We start from the raw sequence: 21,660 nt of genomic DNA on the forward strand, positions 1-21,660 counted from the left end.
AAAATAAAAAAGCATACTCATCCCTAATAATAGGGACGAATATGCTTATATTCGTGGTTCCACCCAGATTCCCATCATATTAAACATACAATGGCTTCTTTTGCGGTAACGTCGCTTACACGGCACTAGATACTTTTATTTTCCCTAGTGCAGCTCTAAGGTGGTAAGTTATTCTACTTGCGTTAGGAAGTTCTCAGCGTTCCTTCCTTCTCTGTACAACCGTTAAAAATAACTCGTGTCCTTTTCTTTGCTTTTAAAACAACATCCATTAATTGTTATTTAATATATCCTATTCCATTTATTTTGGCAAGTGTTTTAAAAATAAAAATAAAAAAAGATTTCCAAACATAAAGTGAAACTTTAATCAGTGGGGGCTTTTCTCATCCCCACTGATTATCATCCCTCACCAATCGGGCTTTTACGAGCAGTTGATTTCCCAACTATCTTCCTCGTTTTTCTCTGAATCTTGAGGTGGGGGTCTTACTGCCCATTAATGCGGGATAAAAAAAGAGAGAATAAACCAAAACAATTCACTGTTTCGGGTTACCCTCTCTTTTTTACCAATCTTGTGGTTCGTAGTTTAAGTCTGCAAATAATCTTTTTTTCTCTTTCTTCGTTAAATCTCTCCACTGTCCAACTGGTAAATTATTCAACTCGATATTCATAATTCGCGTACGTTTTAATGTGTATACTTGATAACCTAAAGCTTCACACATACGACGAATTTGGCGATTCAATCCTTGTGTTAAAATAATTTGGAATTCATATTTTGATAACTGTGTTATTTCACAAGGAAGTGTTTTTGTTCCTAAAATTTTAACACCCGCTGCCATTTGTTTTAAAAATTCAGGCGTAATCGGTTTATCTACTGAAACAATATATTCTTTTTCATGTTTATTTTCAGCACGTAAAATTTCATTAATAATATCGCCATCATTCGTTAACAAAATTAAACCGTCTGAATCTTTATCAAGACGTCCAACGTGATTAATTCGTAAAGGATGATTCACTAAATCGATAATGTTACCTTTAACTGCCTTTTCACTTGTACATGTAATACCTACTGGTTTATTTAAAGCGATATACACATGGTCTCGAGCAATTCGAAGCTGCTCTCCATTTACTCGCACGTCATCACCTGGTTGTACTTGGTCACCTATTTTTGCAACCTTTCCGTTAATAATTACTCTTCTTTCATTAATTAACTTATCTGCTCCGCGTCTCGATGCTTTTCCAGATTCACTAATAAATTTATTTATACGCAAGTTAGGCACATCCTTTTCTTTAAAAATTTCAAGCTCACACTGCTTCTACCGTACAATACAAAAGGGTAAGCCTCCTATTATAACTTAAATATATTAACATGAAAGGGTATATGACGTCTTCTATAATTTTCATGTTTAAAAGAAAAGAATTCGTCTCATTGAACGACATACCAATTATACATTCACTGCACACCTTCTACTTTTGAACTAACCCTTCATACAACTATAACTACTAAAAGCATTTACCCTAGATATAACATCATTTATTCACTTTTTTCACAATTCATATACAGACCATTCTTTTATACACGCAACTTGCTTCCCATTTATATTTTCAACATCCTCCGTTACATGAGCTAATTCATATAATCCAGGAAAAATTTCTTTCACATAACGCCGATGTGACATTTCATTTTCCCAAAAAGAAATGACTACATAACGATGGGAGTTTTTAAGAGTCCTTCCCACAACGCCGCCTAACATTCCTTCTGATTTTTCCATTCCTTTATTCCAAATTGTTTCTTGTATATGCAAAAAGTGCTCTTCCCTTCCTCTTTTCACATCACAAACTGCAGCGCTGACAAATAGATTTTTTGCAAGTACATTCGTAAACGGAGTAGCTTTCATTTCAAATAACGTTTGAAATAACTCTATTTCACAAGATACATACGTATCCTTTTGATTACTATTATGAAAAATTGGATCATGCATTTCATTCATAAATGTTTGATATGTATTCATGTTTTCCCAAACAGTAAATACACAGGCCTCATCTTCATCCCAGCCCCCGAACTGTCCATGAAATCCCTCTAAGTTTTGTAAATCTCTCCATTTCTCTTGCGCCTCTGAAAACAAACCCTTTTTCTCTTTTTCTACCTGACAAAATATCGTTTTTAATAACATGCTGCTCCCCCTTACTATAACTAAAAAAATGGCACTATTTGTTTACATAATAAAATTATGTTTTGCTTCATTCACTATTATTTAAATAATAATTCGCTTCTTTTATCATCCAACTCCCAAAGTTATCTAAATATGCTGTAATTTCCATTATGTCGTCTATAGGATTAACTGCATATTGCAGCGCTTTCCTCATATTTTGTTCTTGCTCTGGAAAATGCTTACTAAACAACTCATACGCTGGATAAAGGTCTCTAGAATAAAGTCCTTCTTTATCAATTGTTAATGCTAATCCTGCTCTAACTATGATTTTCATAATCCAGCGGCAACAATCTAATATATCTTCCCTACCTTTATTATGAATTAATTCTTTACATGCTTGTTCAATTTGTGGCTGTAAATGTATAAGATGTTCACGTGCTAATTCTCGACTTACTTTGTATTTAGGTAGCTGTGATCTTATATCTTCACCGAGTATACATACTCCATGTGTTTGAATCATAAAGCTTATAAACGAAAAACGACTGGAATGTAACACTTCTTCAACATCATAAAAACTTAATTCCACCCCAGATATACAACCAAATTTTTGAAGCAATTGTTGCTCTATACTTTCGATCCATTCCAGGTCTATTGCCTTCGGATCTTTTCGAACTAATATAATTGTGTCTATATCTGCAATTCCCTCTATTCCAATTCCTCTTGGAACAGATCCTCTTATATAAATGCTATGAAGGTCATCCTGTAGCAAATGAAAACATATATCCTTTACTTCTTGTATAACCTTCAAAAAGACTGGTTGAATGTTATTGATATGTGAATCATTAATAATGTATCCTGTGTCATCTACGGGACAAAAACGACCTATTTTCTTAATAATTGACAATCAATCAGCTCATTTCTATATAAAGTGTTATATACAAATTAATTATAAGACAAAAGATTCAGAATAAAAACAAAAAGAAACTTTATCATGGTATGCTTATAATATATTTACTAAATAATCCAATAAAAGGAGTATGTTTACAATGAAACTCGCATTCTCAGTAACCGATTCAACTCATATTCAAGAGATTGAAGCAGAAGGTTTGAAACTACTAAACGAATTACAAAGCTTCATACCTTTATTGCAAGAAAAGGTTACAATCCTCTCACCACCAAAAGGAATCGTATTTCACGATTTAGAATCTGCAACACAAGTTTATTCAAATATTCCTATGCCAGCTTATACTTCACGTGATTTGATTCATATTACACCACTTATTGATGTATGGAAAAATATCTACTTATCTGTAACTGACGGAAAAGAACTTAAAAAAGCTCAGCAATATTATAAGCAACTTAATATACTCGACATCGCAACTATTGCTGCACATGAATTTGTACATCACGCTAAAGAATTCCATAGTGATTTTGATGAAATTGATGAAGAATCGATGTGGTTTGAAGAAGGCATATGCTTTTATTTACCAAGAAAACTAATGATGTCACATGAACAATTTAAAACAATTATGCAGGTAGAAGATGAATTAATTAGCATATATCAAGCTGAATTTAGTAATTACCCTTTAAATAAGTTCGGCAAGTCTGCGGAAAGTGGATCATATGCGGGAGCTTTTTATGATTATTGGCGAAGTACGAAATTGATTCGTATACTAGTAGAACAATATTTTAATAATGATATTCAAACATTATTTTCCTGTTATCACGAATGGGTTAAAATCAAAGAACAAATCTCACTTCATGCATTCTTCGTTCAGAAATTAAGTCTTTCTCCACTAGATGCAAAGGAACTCGGATTGTTATCTTAAATAATAAATAGGACATAGACAAAGTAATCATCCTGTTTATGTCCTATTCCGCTGATATCTTAAACTATTCTTCAAACAAATAATAAGTATTTTCTCCTGGATAGCGTAATACAATCACCTTCCTATCTCCTTTTTGAAATACTACAGTATGCCCATCTTCTCCAAGGTTCTCCCATCCCTTTACTTTTGAAATAGGCATTAGACTTATATATTGGTAATCTGCTTAATTGTCATCTTCAATATGAATAGCTAACATAGGAACTGGAAAACCTTTAATCTTTGATTCTTTCGTCATGAATATTAGCACTAATAGTCCACCTAAAACTACTACCATAATTATATTTGAGTATATTTTCCGTCTCTTTTTCTCCATCGAAAACCTCATCCTTATATGTTATTAAAAGTAATATCATTTAATATTTTACTAATTCTTACTGTATAATCCCATTATTATTTATTTCTTCAATCCCTTCCTTTTTTCGACAAAATACAACAACTTCTAACTATGTAACTTGTTATTATAGATTAATACAGCTTATGTTTTGCATATTAGGAGGAAATACCAAATGAAAAAATCGTTCTATAAAAAATGGTGGTTTTGGCTTTTTAGCATAATGATTATTATGAGCATGGGAGTGATTATTTTGTCACACTACGCTAATGAGTCAACAATAAAAACTTCTAAGGAACCTGTCGATAAAAAAATCTATCAACAAGAATTAAAATCCCGAATTGATTTACTTACTACAAACTACGATAATATCGTGGAACAAGATTGGTTACCAACATGGACTAAACTAAATTCAAATCCAGATAACATAAATACAGTTGAACTATTAGATAAAATGAGTCATATAGCAAACCAATTCAACGAGATTTCTAAAAACACGGAGATATTTAAAGCTGAAGAAAAAATGAAAGACCCCGCACTGAAGCAGAAAATCAGTCATTTTAAAACCACGTTTATAGCCGCTTCAAATTGTATGGAAAATGCCGCATTATCTGTTACGCAAGGATTAAATAATGAGAAACCCTTAAAAGATAGTTTAGAAAATGCTGCGCAATCTTTAGGTCTTGCTGATCAAAATATTGTCATAGCCTTATCTACGTTAGCTGAACTAGAAGGTATATTAGGAATAACCAAAAAATAAATTCACTCTATAATCTCCTCCCATTTCAGGAGATAAAATTTTTGTTAAAAAGTATCTTCCAATAAAAAATGATTGCAATTCATTTATAAGGAACCTATAATGTTGTTTATTGATTATGTATAAACCATTTCATATCAATATAATTAAGTTTTTAATCACATAATTCGGATGAACCATTCAGGAGAAGATCAATTGATCTACCGACGGGGCAAAAAGTTGATGACTCAACTTTGAAACTCTCAGGTCTTGGTTACAAGTAGAACTGCATGGGGACGAATCTCTGGAGAGACTCCCTCTCGCCTATCATATAGTGCAGAGGAAACAGAGCACCGAAGGAGCAAATCCGCTGTATTAGTGGATAATCTCTCAGGTAAAAGGACAGAGACAAGAGAAAGAAAACGCCGATTTGTATCGGTTTATTTTTCTATTCCTTGTTTCTCCAGAGACCATTTCATTTATGTGAAGTGGTTTTTTATTTTTTCTAAAAGGAGAATAAAGATGGAGACAGTAAGTAAAGTATTAGAACAAATCAATCACTACGTATGGGGATTACCAACCTTATTCCTTCTAGTCGGGACTGGAATCATTCTCACAGTTCGTCTAAAAGGTTTGCAGTTTAGTAAACTTTTATACGCTCACAAACTAGCATTTCGAAAATCAGAAGATACATCTTCTTCGGGGGATATTAGTCATTTCCAAGCACTCATGACAGCAATGGCCGCGACCATCGGGATGGGAAATATAGCTGGTGTCGCAACAGCTGTTACAATCGGTGGGCCAGGGGCAATATTTTGGATGTGGATTACTGCCTTGTTCGGTATGGCCACGAAATATGCAGAAGCAATCCTCGCGGTAAAATATCGTATTAGTAATGAAAACGGCGAATATTCCGGTGGTCCAATGTATTACTTAGAACGTGGTTTAGGGAAAAAATGGCTTGCAATTTTATTTGCCATTTTCGGAACAACCGCTTCTTTTGGAATCGGAAATATGGTGCAATCGAATTCCGTTGCAGAAGCTATGAGAATAAACTTTTCGTTTCCCCCTGCTTTAACTGGTATATTAATGGCTTTCTTAATTGCGATTGTTATTTTAGGTGGCGTAAAAAAAATCGGGAAAGTCACTGGATTTTTCGTTCCACTTAAAGCTTTCTTTTATGTAATTTCTGGTCTCATTATTATTTTTTATCATTTTGATCAAGTTCCAGAAGCATTTTCACTTATTTTTTCTGGTGCATTTCAAGGTACTGCAGCGGCTGGTGGTTTTATCGGTGCAACAATTGCTTCCGCTATTCAAATTGGGATGGCACGCGGAGTATTTGCCAATGAAGCAGGCTTAGGAAGCGCTCCAATTGCTGCTGCTGCTGCAAAAACAGATTCACCTGCTAAACAAGCGCTTGTGTCAATGACAGGAACTTTCCTTGATACATTTATTGTTTGTACAATTACTGGTTTAGTGTTAATTACAACAGGCGCCTGGAAATCTGGAAAAACTGGTGTTGAAGCAACAACACTCGCTTTCCAATCTGTATTTGGCGATACTGGTAGTATGATACTTGGTATTGCAATCATATTATTTGCCTACTCCACTATTTTAGGATGGTCTTATTATGGTGAAAAATGTGTAGCTTATTTATTCGGACAAGGTGCTGTGAAATACTATAAAGCCATCTTCATTGTAATGATTGCAATTGGTGCCAACTTAAAACTCGGAATCGTTTGGACGTTCGCTGATATCGCAAACGGACTTATGGCTATTCCAAACTTAATCGGTCTAATTGGATTAAGTGGTGTTGTGGTAGCAGAAACAAATCGTTTCTTACAAGCTGAAAAACTCAAACCATCAAATAAAAAAATAGCAAGTTAATCAACATTTAATGCCAAGGGTATCCCATATAGAAATGGGATACCCTTTATTTGTATTATTTCATAACATTACTTTGCAAAATTGATAATTTCATTACCTTCTTTAAATACTTTAAATTTGATGTAAAAACCTCAGGAGCATGCCAATTTTTATAAGCACTCGGACATTTGACCTCATCAATACTTGTATTCTCTCTAACTAAAACTGTTAATTCTTCAATGTATTCTATTACTTTTCTCAAGTCTGTTTTTACACCTACAGGGCCATGTCCTGGTACTGCTTTATCAATTTCAAATTCCTCAATCATTTCTAACATACGCTTCCATTCTTGAAGATTAGATTCTTCAAAAAAAGTAGGATGTGATTTCACAAATAACAAATCACCCATAAAACAAACCTTCTCTTTAGGTAAGTAAAGAATCGTATCACAAACGGAATGGCCCCCGCCTAACGTAATCAATTTTGCAGTTCTCTTTGAACCATGTATAGTAAATTCATTTTGGAAAGAATATTGAGGTAATACAAGTTGCAGTGTAGGTAATGAAACCGCTAACTGATTTAAGAATGAAATCTGTTTTCGTAAGCCTTCATCATTTGTTTGAGTGAATTGATCTTGTAGGGATTGTATATATGTATGTAAACCTTCTATGTCTTGTTTCTGTTTATCAATTCTGAAAGGATGAATTTCTGCCATTTGCTCGTATGTTTTATGACTAGATATGATATTACAATTTTCAAAAACTTGATTTCCACGAATATGGTCTCCGTGCCAATGACTATTAATAACCCATGATATAGAATGACCTGTTATTTCTTCTGCTATCTCTTTTAAATCTGCAGCTGCTTGTTGTGTGTTAAACGTATCAAAAATAATCGTTTGATCTCCTATATCAACAAAACCGGCATTGGCTAAGGAGCCTCCTCCTTCCTTTGCAATCGCAGCATAAATACCGTCTTCTATATTCTCAACATCAAAATGTTCACTAAAATATTCTTTCTGCATATACCTATTCCCTCCTCATATAGCTTTACCTATTCATACAAATATTCAGCTTCGATTTCCTCTGTTGAAATGCCTTTTTTAATAAATACTTTCATGCGAGTTATGTTTTTTTATTATTTTCTATACAAATCCTTCTTTCTAAAGAGGTGAAAAAAATAAATTCATCAATACTTTGCAGGGATTCCGCTTCTTTCACCGAACTTAAGATAACAATGTGATTCTATCAATCTTTTCAACAATATCTCTACATTCTATCACTCATTACAAAAACAAACCTAGACAAAAAAATTAATATGAGGTGAAAAAATGAACAAAACTGAATTAATTAAAAATGTGGCCCAAACAGCCGATATCTCACAAAAAGAAGCTTCAGCAGCTGTCCAATCTGTATTTGACACAATTACGGATGCTTTACAAACTGGCGACAAAGTACAACTTATTGGTTTCGGAACATTTGAGGTACGCGAAAGAGCTGCGCGTACAGGTCGCAACCCGCAAACAGGTGAAGAAATTCAAATTGCAGCGGGGAAAGTTCCAGCCTTTAAGGCAGGAAAAGAATTAAAAGAAGCTGTAAAATAAAAATAACCCAGCCTAGGCTGGGTTATTTTATACTGTGATTTATCTCATTACTTCATATATATTATCCGCATGATATACTTCACAAATATAAAATAAGCATCTACAGTTACTTACGATTTGATATTTTCTCGTAGGGTATATACTAGATTGTAATAAGCAGCCATCAAACAGTTCAATAATATTTCCAGAAGGCTGATATCCTTGATATAGTATGTTTTTTCTTACTTCCATTTGCTCAACTAGGTTTTCAATAGGAACGTTTCCACCTTCTAACTCTTTCACAATTTCACTTGGTAATAGTGAGGTATCAGTAAAAATCAGATTTTCAGATAACACCTTTCCTTTGTAACTAATGGATGAAACTCGGTAAAGAAATGTTCCATTTTTATCAAAAAAGCTTTTTACTTCTTTTGGAATATATTCCCTATCTAACATTTCTTGTTCCACAACATTGAGCTGAACTATATCTTTCACCATATTTTCTAAAGACGTAATAGATGACGTCTCTTTAGAAAACAATAAATCTTTAACCATTTTAAATACTGTAGCATCAGCCAATTCTCTTTTTCTATTTTCCACTACTAACATGACTAACACCTCCTCTATATTTATATAATCTAGCAACCACTCAAGCGAACATTTTCACTCTAGGTATCTGTATTATTCGTACACACCTTCGTCAATTAAAGTATTACTATTCATTAATGAGGGAGAAGTCTACTACTCTGCAAAAGCTTTCCGGCATCAAACTGCCTCATTTCTGTTACATCTTTGTTTAATAAAGCTATTGAAGCAACATAGCCTGAGCCAGGTTGCAAATTCATCAAAGTTGTAGTCTCAACAAGCTGTGACTTATCCTGAAAAACAAGGAGTTCCGGTAAATGATCTGGAGTTGATACAGTAAGATTAGAAGGTGACATCATTAACCCTTCGCCAGTAGCCTTAAGTATCGCTTCCTTCCGCGTCCAATATGTTAAAAACCCTTCAATTCGCCTTTCAACTGGCAGTTGCATTAACTGAGCAATTTCTATATCTGTTAATACTCCTACTGCCATCTTAAGTACATCAATATTAGAATTTATTTGTTCTACATCTATACCAATAGGTGTAGATGTTGTAAACGCAACAGCAACTCGTTCTCCTGAATGTGACACAGATAGCTGCGGCATGCCTACAGGTAATTGCGGACATCCATGCGCTAGCTTACAAACTGAACAGGTTCGATCGATTGGTACTTGAAGCGGAGACATTGCGAGTTGTTTTCCTAGTACCAATCGACTAATTGCACATCCAATCATAAATCTTGCTCGGTCCTCAGAATGACGGAACAAATTTGCTTTTTCACGCTCCGTTTCACTTAATAAACTATAGTGCCAAGATTGCAAGTCTGAAATTCGCGCCCACCATACTTGACAGTGATGACTTCTTAACTCTGGTACTGAATCTACAATCTCCCAATCTTTCATAAAAATTCTCCCCTTTTTATATCCAATATTCATACTAAGAAAAGTATGGAACCTATTCCATCCTTCAGCAAATATCCCCACTAGCATTTCCCCTTCTCACTTTTCATCATTGCTATTGTAATAGAGAAACCTACCCAGATTTATTATTACACCTGGGCAGATCCTTCCTCCTTTATTCACCTGCAACTGCTTTTGAATGAGCTTCATTTGATTGGACTGACGTTTTTTTCTTTGATGTATCTATTACTTCCGCATCACGAATACGTAATACAAATAATAATGCTATGAATAGGAATACAGCTGCACCAAGCAGGGCCATTTGATACGCTACAATACTAGCACTCTCATTTCCTGCTTCACTTACATTATGATTTCCAAAAGCTGCTAAAAGACTTGCAAGAATTGCAACACCGATGGCGGAACCTAATCGATTTTGCACATTAAAAATAGTTGTCGCCCTCCCCATTGAAGACGGATGAATATTATTAAAAGCTGAAAATTGTACAGCTCCTACAGAATGACCTAGGAAAAATCCTATGCAAAACAATAGAATACGGACCAGCCAAGGGTTTGTTTCCTGATTCACGAAGCTTAAAACAACAAATATAATCGCTGCACATAGCAAACCGGTAGAAATCAACTTACGTGGCCCAAGTCTTTTGTAAGACAAAGGCACAATTTGCGAAGCAATCATTAACCCGATTGCTTCTGGAAATGTTGTAAGACCTGTTTCTAGTGCCGACGCATGTAATACATTTTGATACATAAGCGGGAATATAAATAACATGCCCAGTAATCCAGCAGCCGAAAATAACGAAATGAGACTCATATTCCGAAATAAACGATCTTGCAGCAAACATAAGTCTAGCATCGGCTGCTTCACACGAAGTTCAACAAATACAAAGAGAATAATAAGCAAAAGTCCACCTAATCCTGTCCCTATTATTTCTGAGGAACCCCATCCTTTTGATGGCCCTTGACTCATTGCATATATCAACATTGCAAATCCTGGTGCGGAAAGAATAAAACCAGGTAAATCTAACCGCCCAGCAGTTTTTTCAATATGCTCTACTAAAAATAACGCACCAATTAGTAAAGCTACTATTCCAAACGGTAAATTAATATAAAATGCCCAGCGCCAAGACATATGATCCACAAAGAACCCGCTAACAATTGGTCCTATTGCAGGCGCAACAGCAATAGGCAAGACGATGAACCTAGAAATCTTCGGTCTTTCTTGTGGTGAAAATGTTCGAAATAACATTGCCATTCCTACTGGCGTCAATAATCCTCCGCCAGCACCTTGTATGATACGGAATATATTTAAGGCAGTAATATTATCAGCAATTCCGCATAACGCGGAAGCAGCTGTAAATACAGAAAGAGCAATTAGGAATACTCGCTTTGTACCAAACCGATCTCCAAGCCACCCAGAAATAGGTAAAAACACAGCCAAACTTACTAAATATCCAACATTGACTGTCCCCATTGCTGAAGGTGGAACTTGTAGTTCATGACTAATCGTTTGCAGAGCTACATTTACAATCGTTGCATCCATAGCAGCCATAAACATAGCCGTTACATATACAACACTAACAACAATTTTCGGATTCAGCTTCAAATTCATTACTACTCCCCTACTGAAACGCATTCAAGTGAGTGAAGACTCTTTGGCTGCATATCACTCCAGTGTAATTCGATATACGCAAGACAAGCTTGTCTACTATCTTGTTCATGAACAACATCCCACCCGGCTGGTACATCGAGAAAGGCTGGCCAGACAGAATGCTGGCCTTCCTTATTTACTAACACTTTATACATAAAGTTATCGTTTTCAAATGGATTCGTCATACTTTATTTACCCCTTTCATCGCTTGCAGCCTACTAGCTAATACTTGTCCGATTTCTGTAAGTGGTCCTGGCTGACATAAATCTTTATGTCGGCAATCAATATCATATTGTTCAATTTCCCCATCTATATAACTAAGCCATGTATCTGGAGAAATCGGATCAAACCATTCTGGTATGATTGTTGATCTAAAGAATACAAGGTTTCCATGAAATTGTTTTGGAACATACTTTCCTAAAAGACCAACAGAATTTACGTATGTTTCTTTCAAGTTCAAAATTGTTTCCTCTTCCAGACTCGCTAATGCACTGCCGTCCCTGCGAAGTATATCAATAGCGTTTGCCATATCAAGTGGTTTTCCATCCATGTTATCTGGGTCGTATCCTCCTAATGCAAGTAGGGCAATAAGCGCTTCTTCCTCACTAGGCGCTTCTGTATTTGGTAAAAAGTGACCGGGATAAGAATCCAACATAACAAGCAGTTCAACTTCTTCTCCTTGATTTTGCAAATGAGTTGCCATTGCATGAACAACGTTTCCTCCGAGAGACCAACCTAACAACCTGTACGGCCCATGTGGCTGTATCTCACGAATGTGCTCAAGATAGTCAGCAGCCATTTCGTCTAATGATTTTGGAAGTTCTTCACTTTTTGCAATGCCGCGTGCCTGTACACCATAAATTGGATGATTGCTTCCTAAAGACTTCATTAATCCTGCATAACACCAGCTAAGTCCACCTGCTGGATGTACACAGAACATAGGTAACTCTTCACCGCTTGTTCTTAATGGTAAGATTACATCTAGCGCACTTTGGCTCGTCCCCATCTCAAATATTTCAGCAAGCCCTGCGACTGTCGGTGCCGCAAATAAGCTACCGATACTTAACTCTACTCCTAGCGCTTCCCTGATCCGGCTCATTAACTGCACAGCAAGTAAGGAATGACCGCCAAGATCAAAGAAACCATCATCAATGCCAATTCGAGGTAAATTCAAAACTTCTGTAAATAAATCACATAAAATTTCCTCTTTTGGTGTTCTTGGTCCTCGGCTTATCGTAGATACCATGAATTCAGGTGCTGGTAATGCTTTACGATCTAACTTACCATTTGGAGTTAAAGGTAATTCACTTATCATAACGAAAGCATATGGTACCATATAATCAGGTAGACTAAGTCCTACATATTGGCGCATTTCAGCTGTATCAATGTTTACATGTTCTGACGGAACAATATAGGAAACTAATCGCTTATCACCAGGCTGATCTTCACGTACAATGACAGCTACTTGTTCAACATGAGAGTGCTGCATAATAACGGCTTCAATTTCGCCAAGTTCAATTCGGAAACCTCGAATCTTAATTTGATGGTCTACACGACCGATATAGTCTAATGTGCCATCTTGACACCAACGCGCCAAATCTCCTGTACGATACATTCGAGTACCAGGTTTCCCGTATGGATCTGCTATAAATCGTTCCGCAGTTAACCCTGCACGACCTAAATACCCACGAGCAAGCCCTGCTCCTGCAACATACATTTCTCCTACCACTCCTGGTGGTACAGGTTGTAAGTAATTATCTAATACATATACTTTAAGATCTGGTATACTACATCCAATTAAGCTGTTTGCTCGTAAAGATACAATATTTTGATCCAGCTCGATATAGCTCACATGTACAGTTGTTTCTGTAATACCATACATATTAATAAGCTTAGGTGAATTTTCTGGATGACGACTATACCAATCTTCTAGACGACTTAATTCCAGTGCTTCTCCACCAAAAACGACATATCGTAAGGAAAGCTTCTGCCCTAATTCAACATTTTCGCGATCTGCTTGCATAAGTTGATAAAATGCTGATGGTGTCTGATTTAAAACTGTTACCTTTTCCTGGACAAGCAGATTTAAAAATTCTCTAGGTGAACGACTCACAGTGTGTGGTACGACAACAAGACGGCCCCCATACAATAGCGGCCCCCAAATTTCCCAAACTGAAAAATCAAAAGCATAAGAATGGAACATTGTCCAAACATCTTCCGAATCAAATTGGAACCAATGATCAGTTGCCCCAAGCAGCCTTATAACATTCTGATGAGGAATCATTACACCTTTTGATCTTCCTGTTGAACCTGATGTATAAATTACATAAGCGATGTGTAAAGGTGATAGTGGCTGTATTCGTTCCACATTTTCTATATTCTCTTCACCATATTTGTTTAATGTCTCCATTATTTTGAAATCGTCTACTACAATCGTTACGGTCTCTTCACTCTCTATTGTCACTTGTGTGTTCGTAATCATACAGACAGGCTTAGCATCACTTAGCATGAATGAAATTCGATCCGATGGATAATCAGGATCTAGCGGTAAATATCCTGCCCCCGCTTTCAAAACTGCTAACAAACTCACAACCATATCAAGAGATCTTGGTATCGCTAAAGCAACCATTTGCTCTGGACCTACCCCTTTTTCAATTAACAGACGTGCAAGTTTATTCGATCTCTTATTTAACTCTTCATAAGTTAGCGTAGTGTCCTCAAATACGACAGCGGTTGCATCTGGCGTTAAGCGAACTTGTTTCTCAAATAATTCCGGTAAGGTCATTTCAGGCGCAATTTGAAAGCCGCCATTCCATTTTTCAAGTACTGTTTGACGCTCTTCTTCGTCCAAAATTTCCAAACGCCCAATAGGTTGTTCTGGATCTTCTACTGCGTCTTCTAATAAATGAATGAAACGACTCACAAGTTTCTGAGCTGTCTCACGCTTAAATAAATCTGTACTAAATTCAAGTAAACCATGTAATCCATTTGGCTGACCTTCAGACGTACTACGTTCACTTATTTCTATCGTCATATCAAACTTCGAAGAACCAACACTCTTAATCTCAAGATGCGTTTCTAGATTCGGTATATCAAGTGTAGCCTCTGGTGTATTTTGAAAAGCTAACATAATTTGGAATAGTGGATGACTATTTCTCGAACGCACAGGGTTCAACACTTCAACAAGTCTTTCAAATGGAACATCTTGATGTTCATATGCTGAAAGGTTAACTTTACGCACCCTGCTTAACAGTTGACTAAAGCTAGGATCTCCAGACGTATCTGTACGTAAAACGAGTGTATTTACGAACAATCCGACAATATCTCCAAGCGCATCATCACTACGCCCAGCAATTGGACTACCTATTGGAATATCCGTTCCAGCCCCTAATCGTGTAAGTAATGCAGCAAGTCCGGATTGTAGGATCATAAACAAACTAACACCATTTTTACGAGCAAGCTCTAATAATCGTTCATGTAACTCTGGATTTACATGAAAATCTATCGTTTCTCCGCAATAGCTCGTTTCCACAGGACGTTGATAATCTGTAGGTAACTCAAGTTGGGCTGGTAACCCCTTCAATTCTTCTTTCCAAAAATCAATTTGTTGTGAAATGAGACTATCTTGTGCACTCTCATTTCCTAATAGTTCTTGTTGCCAAAGGGCATAATCGGCATACTGTACTGGCAGTGACTTCCACTGAACTGATTCACCTTTACAATGTGCTTGATACGCAGTTGCTATGTCTCTTGACAATGGGTTTAATGACCATCCATCCCCTACAATATGATGCAATAATACAAGTAACACATGTTCATCCGGATTTATTTCAAAAAGCTCCATACGGATAGCTGGCTCTTCTGCAAGATTAAAGCTATATCTTACAGATTCAGCAAGTACTTTAGGTAATTCTGAATCAGTAGTCTGCGTAACAATTAAAGTAGGATTTACCTCATTTGTCTCCAAAATTTGCTGATGTGACGTACCAAGCGTGTTAGGAAAAATAGTTCGAAGTGTCTCATGTCGATCGACGATATCATAAAATGCAGCTTGTAAAGCTTCTCGATTTAATTCACCAGACATTCGAATGACTACTGGAATATTGTAAGTTGGGCTTGGACCTTCTAAACAATTCAAGAACCATAAACGACGCTGTGCAAAAGAAAGAGGAACTTCTCTTGGACGCTCTACTTTCTGAATAGCTGGCCTTGCACTCTGTGTGCTATCTAATTGTTTAGCAAGTTCAGCGACTGTAGGTGATTCAAATAGTTTTCCAATGCCTAATTCCACACCTAATGTTTCACGAATACGTCCCATTAACCGGGAAGCTAACAGAGAATGTCCGCCTATTTCAAAGAAGTTATCATCGATTCCAATCCGCGCTATGCTAAGCACTTCCGCAAATAAATCACATAAAATTTCTTCTTGTGGATTTCTAGCTACGCGTTCACTAACAAGTAAATTGAAGTCAGGTGCTGGTAACACTTTCCGATTAATCTTTCCGTTCGGTGTCAATGGCAATTCAGACATCGTCATAATTGCTGACGGTATCATATAACCTGGTAGGCTCCCTCCTGCATATGTTCGAATTTCTGCAAGGTCAAGATTTCCATCAGCATCAGGTACAATGTAAGCAACCAAACGTTTATCGCCAGGTCGATCTTCTCGAACGATTACAACGACTTGCTCAACATGAGGGTGCTGAGATAATACAGTTTCCACTTCAGATAACTCGATACGGAATCCATGAATCTTAATTTGATGATCTGCACGACTCACATAATCTAACGAACCATCCTTACGCCATTTAACAAGATCGCCCGTACGGTACATTCGTGTACCAAGTTTCCCAAATGGATTAGCAACAAATCGTTCAGCTGTTAATTCTGGTCTTCCTAAATATCCATTGGCAAGCCCCGTACCAGCAATATATAATTCTCCCACCACTCTAGGTGGTACAGGTTGTAAACCTGCATCTAGTACATATACTTCTGTATTCCAAATTGGTCTTCCAATAGAAGGTGTACCACTCTCTTCTTCATTCATATCCATGAAAGTTGACCAAATTGTTGTTTCAGTTGGTCCATAAAGATTTGTAACATGGCAATTTAATTCTTTTAACCGAGACGCTAGATTCGATGGAAGTGCCTCACCACCAACAAGAACTTTAAGTCCTATTAATCTTTCTGGATAATCTGTTACAAGCGCATGCCAAAGTGTTGGTGTAGCTTGCATAATTGTGATGTTTTCCTTTTGAATGATTTCTGTTAATGCTGAAGAATCTTGAACTGCTTCTTTTTGGGCAATTTGAACGCTTGCTCCACTAATAAGTGGTAAATAAAGTTCTAAAGCTGAAATATCAAACGCAAAGGTTGTAACAGCCAACAAACGATCATTTACATGTAATGAGAATTGATCTTGCATCGCCAATAAAAAGTTTCTTAAGCTTTGCATTGGCACAACGACACCTTTTGGCTTACCTGTTGACCCCGAAGTATAAATTGTATACGCAGGATTTAAGGGTGCTGCTCCATCAAATGAATCTAGGTTATTTTTCTGGTATCCTCTTAACTCTTCTTTTGTATCCTGATTATCAAGCACAACTCTTGTTATATGATCCTCATTCGGTAAATCACCTAAAACAGAAGAATGTGTTAGGATACAAGCAGGCTGAGCATCGCTTAATATATACGTAATTCGATCCTCTGGATATTCTGGGTCAATTGGTAAATATGCTGCTCCCGTCTTAAGAACTGCTAACATCCCGATAACCATTTCTACAGATCTTGGAAATGCTAACGCTACAAATTGTTTAGATTGAACGCCCCGTTCTAACAAGAAATGAGCAAGTTGATTTGCCTGTTCATTTAATTCTTTATAAGTAAGTTCTAGTCCATCACATACGACAGCAATAGCATCAGGAGATTTACTTACTTGTTTTTCAATGAGAGCAGGTACACTTACGAATGAACTTTCTTTCATAGTTTGATTCCATTCGGCTAAAACTAGCTTGCGTTCCTCATGAAGTAAGAGCTCTAGATTTCCAATCGGTGAATTTACTTGAAGATTCGAGACTTCTTCCAGAAAATTCATAAATCTCTTCTTGTGAGTTAGTAGCTCTTCTAAGTTATACACCTCAGGATTTGCGTCAAAATGAATCCTTAAGCCGTTTTCACCAAACTCGTTTGACACATTTATTGAAAGATCATCAACCGGTCCTGCCGAAAGATTATGTTTAACCCCATGATTTCCTGCAAAACTCAAGGCATAGTCAAATGGCATCACATTAGTCATTGGACCAAATAACCTTTGATTTTCTCCCAATAATTTAAGATCTCGGCGTAATTCTTCATGACGATACTTATGATGAAAACGTATATCAAGAACCTCATTAGAAACCTGCCCGACAATCTCAGCAAAACTCATATTAGAGCCTATAGACAAGCGAAGCGGGACTACATTCATGACCATACCAGGGATATTGATCGATGCTGATCCTAAACGCCCCATCATCGGTAAACCTAAAATTACATCCTCTGCACTTGTTAACTTGTGTATATAGATAGCAGTTGCAGCAATGATAAGATCCGGCCAATTCGCATTACAATCATGTGCAACCTTCCGCAAAGATTCTGTACTTAAACGAGACAAATGTGCTGGTTGGCGTAGAAATGTCTTCGATGTTCTAGGAGCACGTTCCGCTAAACTTACTACTTCTGGTTGATCTTGGAACCGTTCTAACCAAAAGCTACGATCTTTCTCAAATTGCTCCGATGCACGATACGCAGCATCCTCCTCTAAAATGGTATATAAAGAACCAAATGATCTCTCATCATACGATTGATTATTCATGAATGCCGTATATACTCTTGCTACTCTTTGCGCAAGTAAAGAAAATCCGTATCCATCCATCACAATGTGATGGATGCGCTGATACCAGAAGAAACGATTGGAAGCGACTTTAAAAAGCGCCTCCGTATACAGCTTGTCCTTTTTCAGATTCACTGGCGTAGATAAATCCACTTTCATCCACGCTTCAGCGGCTTTTTGGGGATTTTCTTCAGTACTAACATCAATAATATGCATATGAAATTCAGGTGAATCATCGATAACTTGCCATGGCCCTTTCTCATCTTCTTCAAAGTGAACATGTAAAGATTCAGCTTCCATTACAACTTTACGCACAGCTAATTCAAATGTTTTCACATCAACTGAACCATGTATTTCTATGTATTCACCCGTATTATAAATTGGATTTTTCGGATCAAGTTGCTGCGCAAACCACATACCCGTTTGCGCACCTGACAATGAATGACGAACCTTTTGACAATGAGACATTCGTATTTACCCCTTTATCTATCTGTATTTGATAGCACCTTTTCCTCTTGGGAGGACACCAAATTAAACCAGTCATAAATTGTTGGACGCTCAGCCAAATCTGCGAATGTAACTTCTACACCTATTTGGCGCCATTTCTCTACTAAACTCATAATTCTAACTGAGTCAAGCCCCCTATTTAATAAATCTTCGTTATCTCCAATATCTGCTGGTGATTCACGAAGCAATTCAGCAACTTGTTCACGTACCGATTGTAATGTGAATCCTGTATTTTCTTCTGCTGCAGACGTTTCTTTTAAACTTTGTAAATCTTTTAATAATAAATTCGTTATTATAGTTACTGCACATCGCTCAGATGCGTACTGCAAAGCTTGTTTATGATGTTCTTGTGAAAAATCAGCAACCGCATCAGCGACGAAGAATGGTTGTATCCCATCCATAAATGCTTCGCATGCCGTTAAAAGACATCCAATATGTGCATAAACCCCACAAATAATAAGCTGATCACGCCCTTGTTCATGTAAAATCTCTAGAAGATTTGTTTTCTTAAAAGCACTATATCTCCATTTTGTAAGGAAAATATCATTCTCATCAGGAGTGAGCTCATCTACAATTTTCTTCTTGTGAGGCCCATCAGGAATACCCGCCCCCCAAAAATCTTGCAATAATCCTCTTTGCTCTGGCGTTTGTCCACCTGGTTGTGCAGTATAAACGACAGGAACACCAATTTCCTTACATGTTTTTCTGATAGATTGAATATTTGAAATCAGTTCTACTCTTGGTGATTCCTCTGCATGATATGCATCAAGAAAATACTCTTGCATGTCATGAATAAGAAGAACAGCACGTTTCGGATCTGGCTTCCACGTTACTTTATTATTTGGTAAATCTGACTCTAATGGCATTGGGTATACTGAGATAGCTGGAATAGCCATCTAATCACTTCCTTTCGAATTGTTAAGAATATTTATTTGTCATTTATTACTTTATGGTAGATTTAAGTTTTTCAGCAATTGCCTTCCGTAATTCTTTCTTACTCACTTTTCCGACACCAGTCTGTGGAAACGAGTCTATAAATTCAATTCGATCTGGAATTTTATATGCCGCAATTCCTCGATCTCTTAAAAACATTTTCAAATGCCCTACAGTCGGTGTTTCCCCGCGAGCTATAACGAAAGCACAAGTACGTTCACCTAAATAATCGTCTGGCATAGATACTATTGCAACATCGTGTACCGCTGCATGAGCTAACAGATGATTTTCAACTTCTTCAGCCGCAACTTTCTCTCCACCACGATTAATCTGATCCTTATCGCGTCCTTCAACCACTAAATAACCTTGCTCATTTATTTTGACAAGATCGCCCGTGCGGTAAAAACCATCCGAAGTAAAGGATTTAGCGTTATGTTCTTCAGCTTTATAGTATCCACGGATTGTATATGGTCCACGAGTTAATAAACTCCCCACTTGACCTGTCTCTACGTCATTATCATATTCATCAACTACACGAACTTCATCAAACTCTGACATTGGTCTTCCTTGCGTATGAATAATGATATCTTCTGCATCATCAAGTCTCGTATAATTCACTAACCCTTCGGCCATACCAAAAACTTGTTGCAATGTACAACCGAATGCCGGGCGTATACGCTTGGCCACTTCCGCGCTAAACTTTGCACCGCCTACCTGTAAAACTTGCAGACTAGATAGATCATTATTGCGTGAAGCTATTGCGTCAAGCCATACCATTGCAAGGGGGGGCACAAGTGCTGTAATTGTGACACGTTCCTTCTCAATAAGAGAGAACGCTTCATCTGGACTTCCCCCAGAAGCTAGAACAATCCGCCCTCCGGCATATAACGTCCCAAGAGTCCCCGGCGAACTAAGCGGATAGTTATGCGCAACCGGAAGTACAGCAAGATACACACTCTGTTGATCCAATTTACAAATTTCAGCACTTACTCGTAAACTATAAATATAGTCATCATGTGTTCTTGGAATTAATTTAGACAATCCCGTTGTCCCGCCTGATAGTTGCAAGAAAGCTACATCGCTAGATTTCACTTCTGGCAGATTGACCGGATTCATATGAAGATCACGAATTCCTACAAATTCCTCCGCCTCTCCTACAACGATTACATGTTGCAGCGTTGGAACTTTTTCTTTTATTTCTCTTGCAAGTTTTCGATAGTCGAATCCAAACTGTTTATCAGAAATAATATAAGCAGTCGCTTCAGCAAATTCACAAAAATAGCTTATTTCACTACTTCGGTGTGACGGCAAAGCAAAGACTGGAACTGCACCAATGCGAAAAAGCGCAAAGCAGACTTCGAAAAACTCCGTAATATTTGGTAAATGAAGAACCACTCGATCCGTTTGTTTAATTCCTAAATTTAGAAATCCTGCAGCTAATTGATCTACTCTTTTGTCCAGTTCACTATAGCTTAAGTGTTTTTCGCCACTTGTCACTGCAATCTGGTCACCATGTTTCATCGCACGTTCTCGCAGCATCTCTCCAAAGGTCTCTCCGCGCCAGCACCCCTCTTCTTTATATCGATCTGCAAATTCCTTTGGCCACTCCTGGCATCCTGTTAACATCATTTATCCCCCTAAC

Annotated in this window: 15 protein-coding genes, 1 pseudogene, 1 riboswitch and 1 other annotated feature; of the genes and pseudogenes, 4 read left to right on the forward strand and 12 right to left on the reverse strand. The window is 37.1% G+C overall.

Annotated elements, in window-relative coordinates; all coding sequences use genetic code 11:
• Positions 1–28: 28 nt before the first annotated feature.
• Positions 29–257, reverse strand: a binding site (T-box leader).
• A gap of 300 nt (positions 258–557) precedes the next feature.
• The 3 genes from rluF to ACM6HU_RS06020 form a co-directional block, all read right to left on the reverse strand.
• The gene (gene rluF, locus ACM6HU_RS06010) at positions 558–1,265 is read right to left on the reverse strand and encodes a 23S rRNA pseudouridine(2604) synthase RluF (RefSeq protein WP_016114832.1); all 708 of its coding nucleotides are present in this window, start codon (positions 1,263–1,265) and stop codon (positions 558–560) included.
• Positions 1,266–1,541: 276 nt separating this feature from the next.
• Positions 1,542–2,168 carry a DUF4937 domain-containing protein gene (locus ACM6HU_RS06015; RefSeq protein ID WP_016114831.1) on the reverse strand — a complete coding sequence of 209 codons (627 nt, stop codon included), beginning with the start codon at positions 2,166–2,168 and terminating at the stop codon, positions 1,542–1,544.
• Between the two features lie 67 nt (positions 2,169–2,235).
• Entirely contained in the window at positions 2,236–3,051 is an 816-nt protein-coding gene (locus ACM6HU_RS06020) for a hypothetical protein (protein ID WP_016114830.1), read from the reverse strand.
• 142 nt (positions 3,052–3,193) lie between these two features.
• Here ACM6HU_RS06020 and ACM6HU_RS06025 point away from each other — a divergent pair, with 142 nt between their 5' ends.
• Positions 3,194–3,976 carry a hypothetical protein gene (locus tag ACM6HU_RS06025; RefSeq protein WP_414848074.1) on the forward strand — a complete coding sequence of 261 codons (783 nt, stop codon included), beginning with the start codon at positions 3,194–3,196 and terminating at the stop codon, positions 3,974–3,976.
• A gap of 64 nt (positions 3,977–4,040) precedes the next feature.
• Here the strand turns inward: ACM6HU_RS06025 and ACM6HU_RS06030 are convergent.
• Positions 4,041–4,349, reverse strand: a pseudogene (locus ACM6HU_RS06030) (hypothetical protein).
• Between the two features lie 193 nt (positions 4,350–4,542).
• Here ACM6HU_RS06030 and ACM6HU_RS06035 point away from each other — a divergent pair.
• Positions 4,543–5,127: a hypothetical protein gene (locus ACM6HU_RS06035; protein WP_016114827.1), complete on the forward strand. Its 585-nt coding sequence runs from the start codon at positions 4,543–4,545 to the stop codon at positions 5,125–5,127.
• A 270-nt stretch (positions 5,128–5,397) separates the two neighbouring features.
• A riboswitch (glycine riboswitch) is annotated at positions 5,398–5,519 on the forward strand.
• Positions 5,520–5,625: 106 nt separating this feature from the next.
• A complete protein-coding gene (locus ACM6HU_RS06040) occupies positions 5,626–6,993 on the forward strand; it encodes an alanine/glycine:cation symporter family protein (RefSeq protein ID WP_016114826.1) in 1,368 nt (455 codons plus the stop codon).
• 55 nt (positions 6,994–7,048) lie between these two features.
• Here the strand turns inward: ACM6HU_RS06040 and ACM6HU_RS06045 are convergent, their stop codons facing one another.
• The gene (locus tag ACM6HU_RS06045) at positions 7,049–7,996 is read right to left on the reverse strand and encodes an MBL fold metallo-hydrolase (RefSeq protein WP_016114825.1); all 948 of its coding nucleotides are present in this window, start codon (positions 7,994–7,996) and stop codon (positions 7,049–7,051) included.
• A 306-nt stretch (positions 7,997–8,302) separates the two neighbouring features.
• Here ACM6HU_RS06045 and ACM6HU_RS06050 point away from each other — a divergent pair, with 306 nt between their 5' ends.
• The gene (locus ACM6HU_RS06050) at positions 8,303–8,575 is read left to right on the forward strand and encodes an HU family DNA-binding protein (RefSeq protein ID WP_016114824.1); all 273 of its coding nucleotides are present in this window, start codon (positions 8,303–8,305) and stop codon (positions 8,573–8,575) included.
• Positions 8,576–8,614: 39 nt separating this feature from the next.
• Here ACM6HU_RS06050 and ACM6HU_RS06055 read toward each other — a convergent pair whose 3' ends face one another.
• From ACM6HU_RS06055 to ACM6HU_RS06085, 7 genes are all read right to left on the reverse strand, one after another.
• Positions 8,615–9,163 carry a hypothetical protein gene (locus ACM6HU_RS06055; protein WP_016114823.1) on the reverse strand — a complete coding sequence of 183 codons (549 nt, stop codon included), beginning with the start codon at positions 9,161–9,163 and terminating at the stop codon, positions 8,615–8,617.
• Positions 9,164–9,276: 113 nt separating this feature from the next.
• A complete protein-coding gene (locus ACM6HU_RS06060; protein WP_414848075.1) occupies positions 9,277–10,041 on the reverse strand; it encodes a 4'-phosphopantetheinyl transferase family protein in 765 nt (254 codons plus the stop codon).
• 172 nt (positions 10,042–10,213) lie between these two features.
• Entirely contained in the window at positions 10,214–11,668 is a 1,455-nt protein-coding gene (locus ACM6HU_RS06065; RefSeq protein WP_016114821.1) for an MDR family MFS transporter, read from the reverse strand.
• 2 nt (positions 11,669–11,670) lie between these two features.
• Positions 11,671–11,892 (reverse strand): MbtH family protein, encoded by a 222-nt coding sequence (locus ACM6HU_RS06070; protein WP_016114820.1) that lies wholly within the window; start codon positions 11,890–11,892, stop codon positions 11,671–11,673.
• Positions 11,889–19,046, reverse strand: a complete 7,158-nt coding sequence (locus ACM6HU_RS06075; RefSeq protein WP_016114819.1) for an amino acid adenylation domain-containing protein — start codon at positions 19,044–19,046, stop codon at positions 11,889–11,891. Before ACM6HU_RS06075 ends, ACM6HU_RS06070 begins: the two co-directional genes overlap by 4 nt.
• Before the next feature lie 14 nt (positions 19,047–19,060).
• Positions 19,061–19,981, reverse strand: coding sequence for an isochorismatase (locus ACM6HU_RS06080; RefSeq protein ID WP_016114818.1), 921 nt, complete (start codon positions 19,979–19,981; stop codon positions 19,061–19,063).
• Between the two features lie 46 nt (positions 19,982–20,027).
• Complete coding sequence (locus tag ACM6HU_RS06085) at positions 20,028–21,644, reverse strand: (2,3-dihydroxybenzoyl)adenylate synthase (RefSeq protein WP_016132805.1); 1,617 nt, start codon at positions 21,642–21,644, stop codon at positions 20,028–20,030.
• Between the last annotated feature and the right edge of the window lie 16 nt (positions 21,645–21,660).

It is taken from the genome of Bacillus sp. IT-79MI2 (assembly GCF_949768135.1).
GTDB classification, from domain to species: Bacteria; Bacillota; Bacilli; order Bacillales; family Bacillaceae_G; genus Bacillus_A; species Bacillus_A pseudomycoides.

What these genes read in the sequence shown, in the direction of transcription:
- ACM6HU_RS06050 (WP_016114824.1), top strand. Translation starts at nt 8,303, where the DNA reads ATGAACAAAACTGAATTAATTAAAAATGTGGCCCAAACAGCCGATATC.
- ACM6HU_RS06035 (WP_016114827.1), top strand. Translation starts at nt 4,543, where the DNA reads ATGAAAAAATCGTTCTATAAAAAATGGTGGTTTTGGCTTTTTAGCATA.
- ACM6HU_RS06055 (WP_016114823.1), bottom strand. Translation starts at nt 9,163, where the DNA reads ATGTTAGTAGTGGAAAATAGAAAAAGAGAATTGGCTGATGCTACAGTA.
- ACM6HU_RS06040 (WP_016114826.1), top strand. Translation starts at nt 5,626, where the DNA reads ATGGAGACAGTAAGTAAAGTATTAGAACAAATCAATCACTACGTATGG.
- ACM6HU_RS06085 (WP_016132805.1), bottom strand. Translation starts at nt 21,644, where the DNA reads ATGTTAACAGGATGCCAGGAGTGGCCAAAGGAATTTGCAGATCGATAT.
- ACM6HU_RS06080 (WP_016114818.1), bottom strand. Translation starts at nt 19,981, where the DNA reads ATGGCTATTCCAGCTATCTCAGTATACCCAATGCCATTAGAGTCAGAT.
- ACM6HU_RS06075 (WP_016114819.1), bottom strand. Translation starts at nt 19,046, where the DNA reads ATGTCTCATTGTCAAAAGGTTCGTCATTCATTGTCAGGTGCGCAAACG.
- ACM6HU_RS06070 (WP_016114820.1), bottom strand. Translation starts at nt 11,892, where the DNA reads ATGACGAATCCATTTGAAAACGATAACTTTATGTATAAAGTGTTAGTA.
- ACM6HU_RS06045 (WP_016114825.1), bottom strand. Translation starts at nt 7,996, where the DNA reads ATGCAGAAAGAATATTTTAGTGAACATTTTGATGTTGAGAATATAGAA.
- ACM6HU_RS06065 (WP_016114821.1), bottom strand. Translation starts at nt 11,668, where the DNA reads ATGAATTTGAAGCTGAATCCGAAAATTGTTGTTAGTGTTGTATATGTA.
- ACM6HU_RS06025 (WP_414848074.1), top strand. Translation starts at nt 3,194, where the DNA reads ATGAAACTCGCATTCTCAGTAACCGATTCAACTCATATTCAAGAGATT.
- ACM6HU_RS06060 (WP_414848075.1), bottom strand. Translation starts at nt 10,041, where the DNA reads ATGAAAGATTGGGAGATTGTAGATTCAGTACCAGAGTTAAGAAGTCAT.
- ACM6HU_RS06015 (WP_016114831.1), bottom strand. Translation starts at nt 2,168, where the DNA reads ATGTTATTAAAAACGATATTTTGTCAGGTAGAAAAAGAGAAAAAGGGT.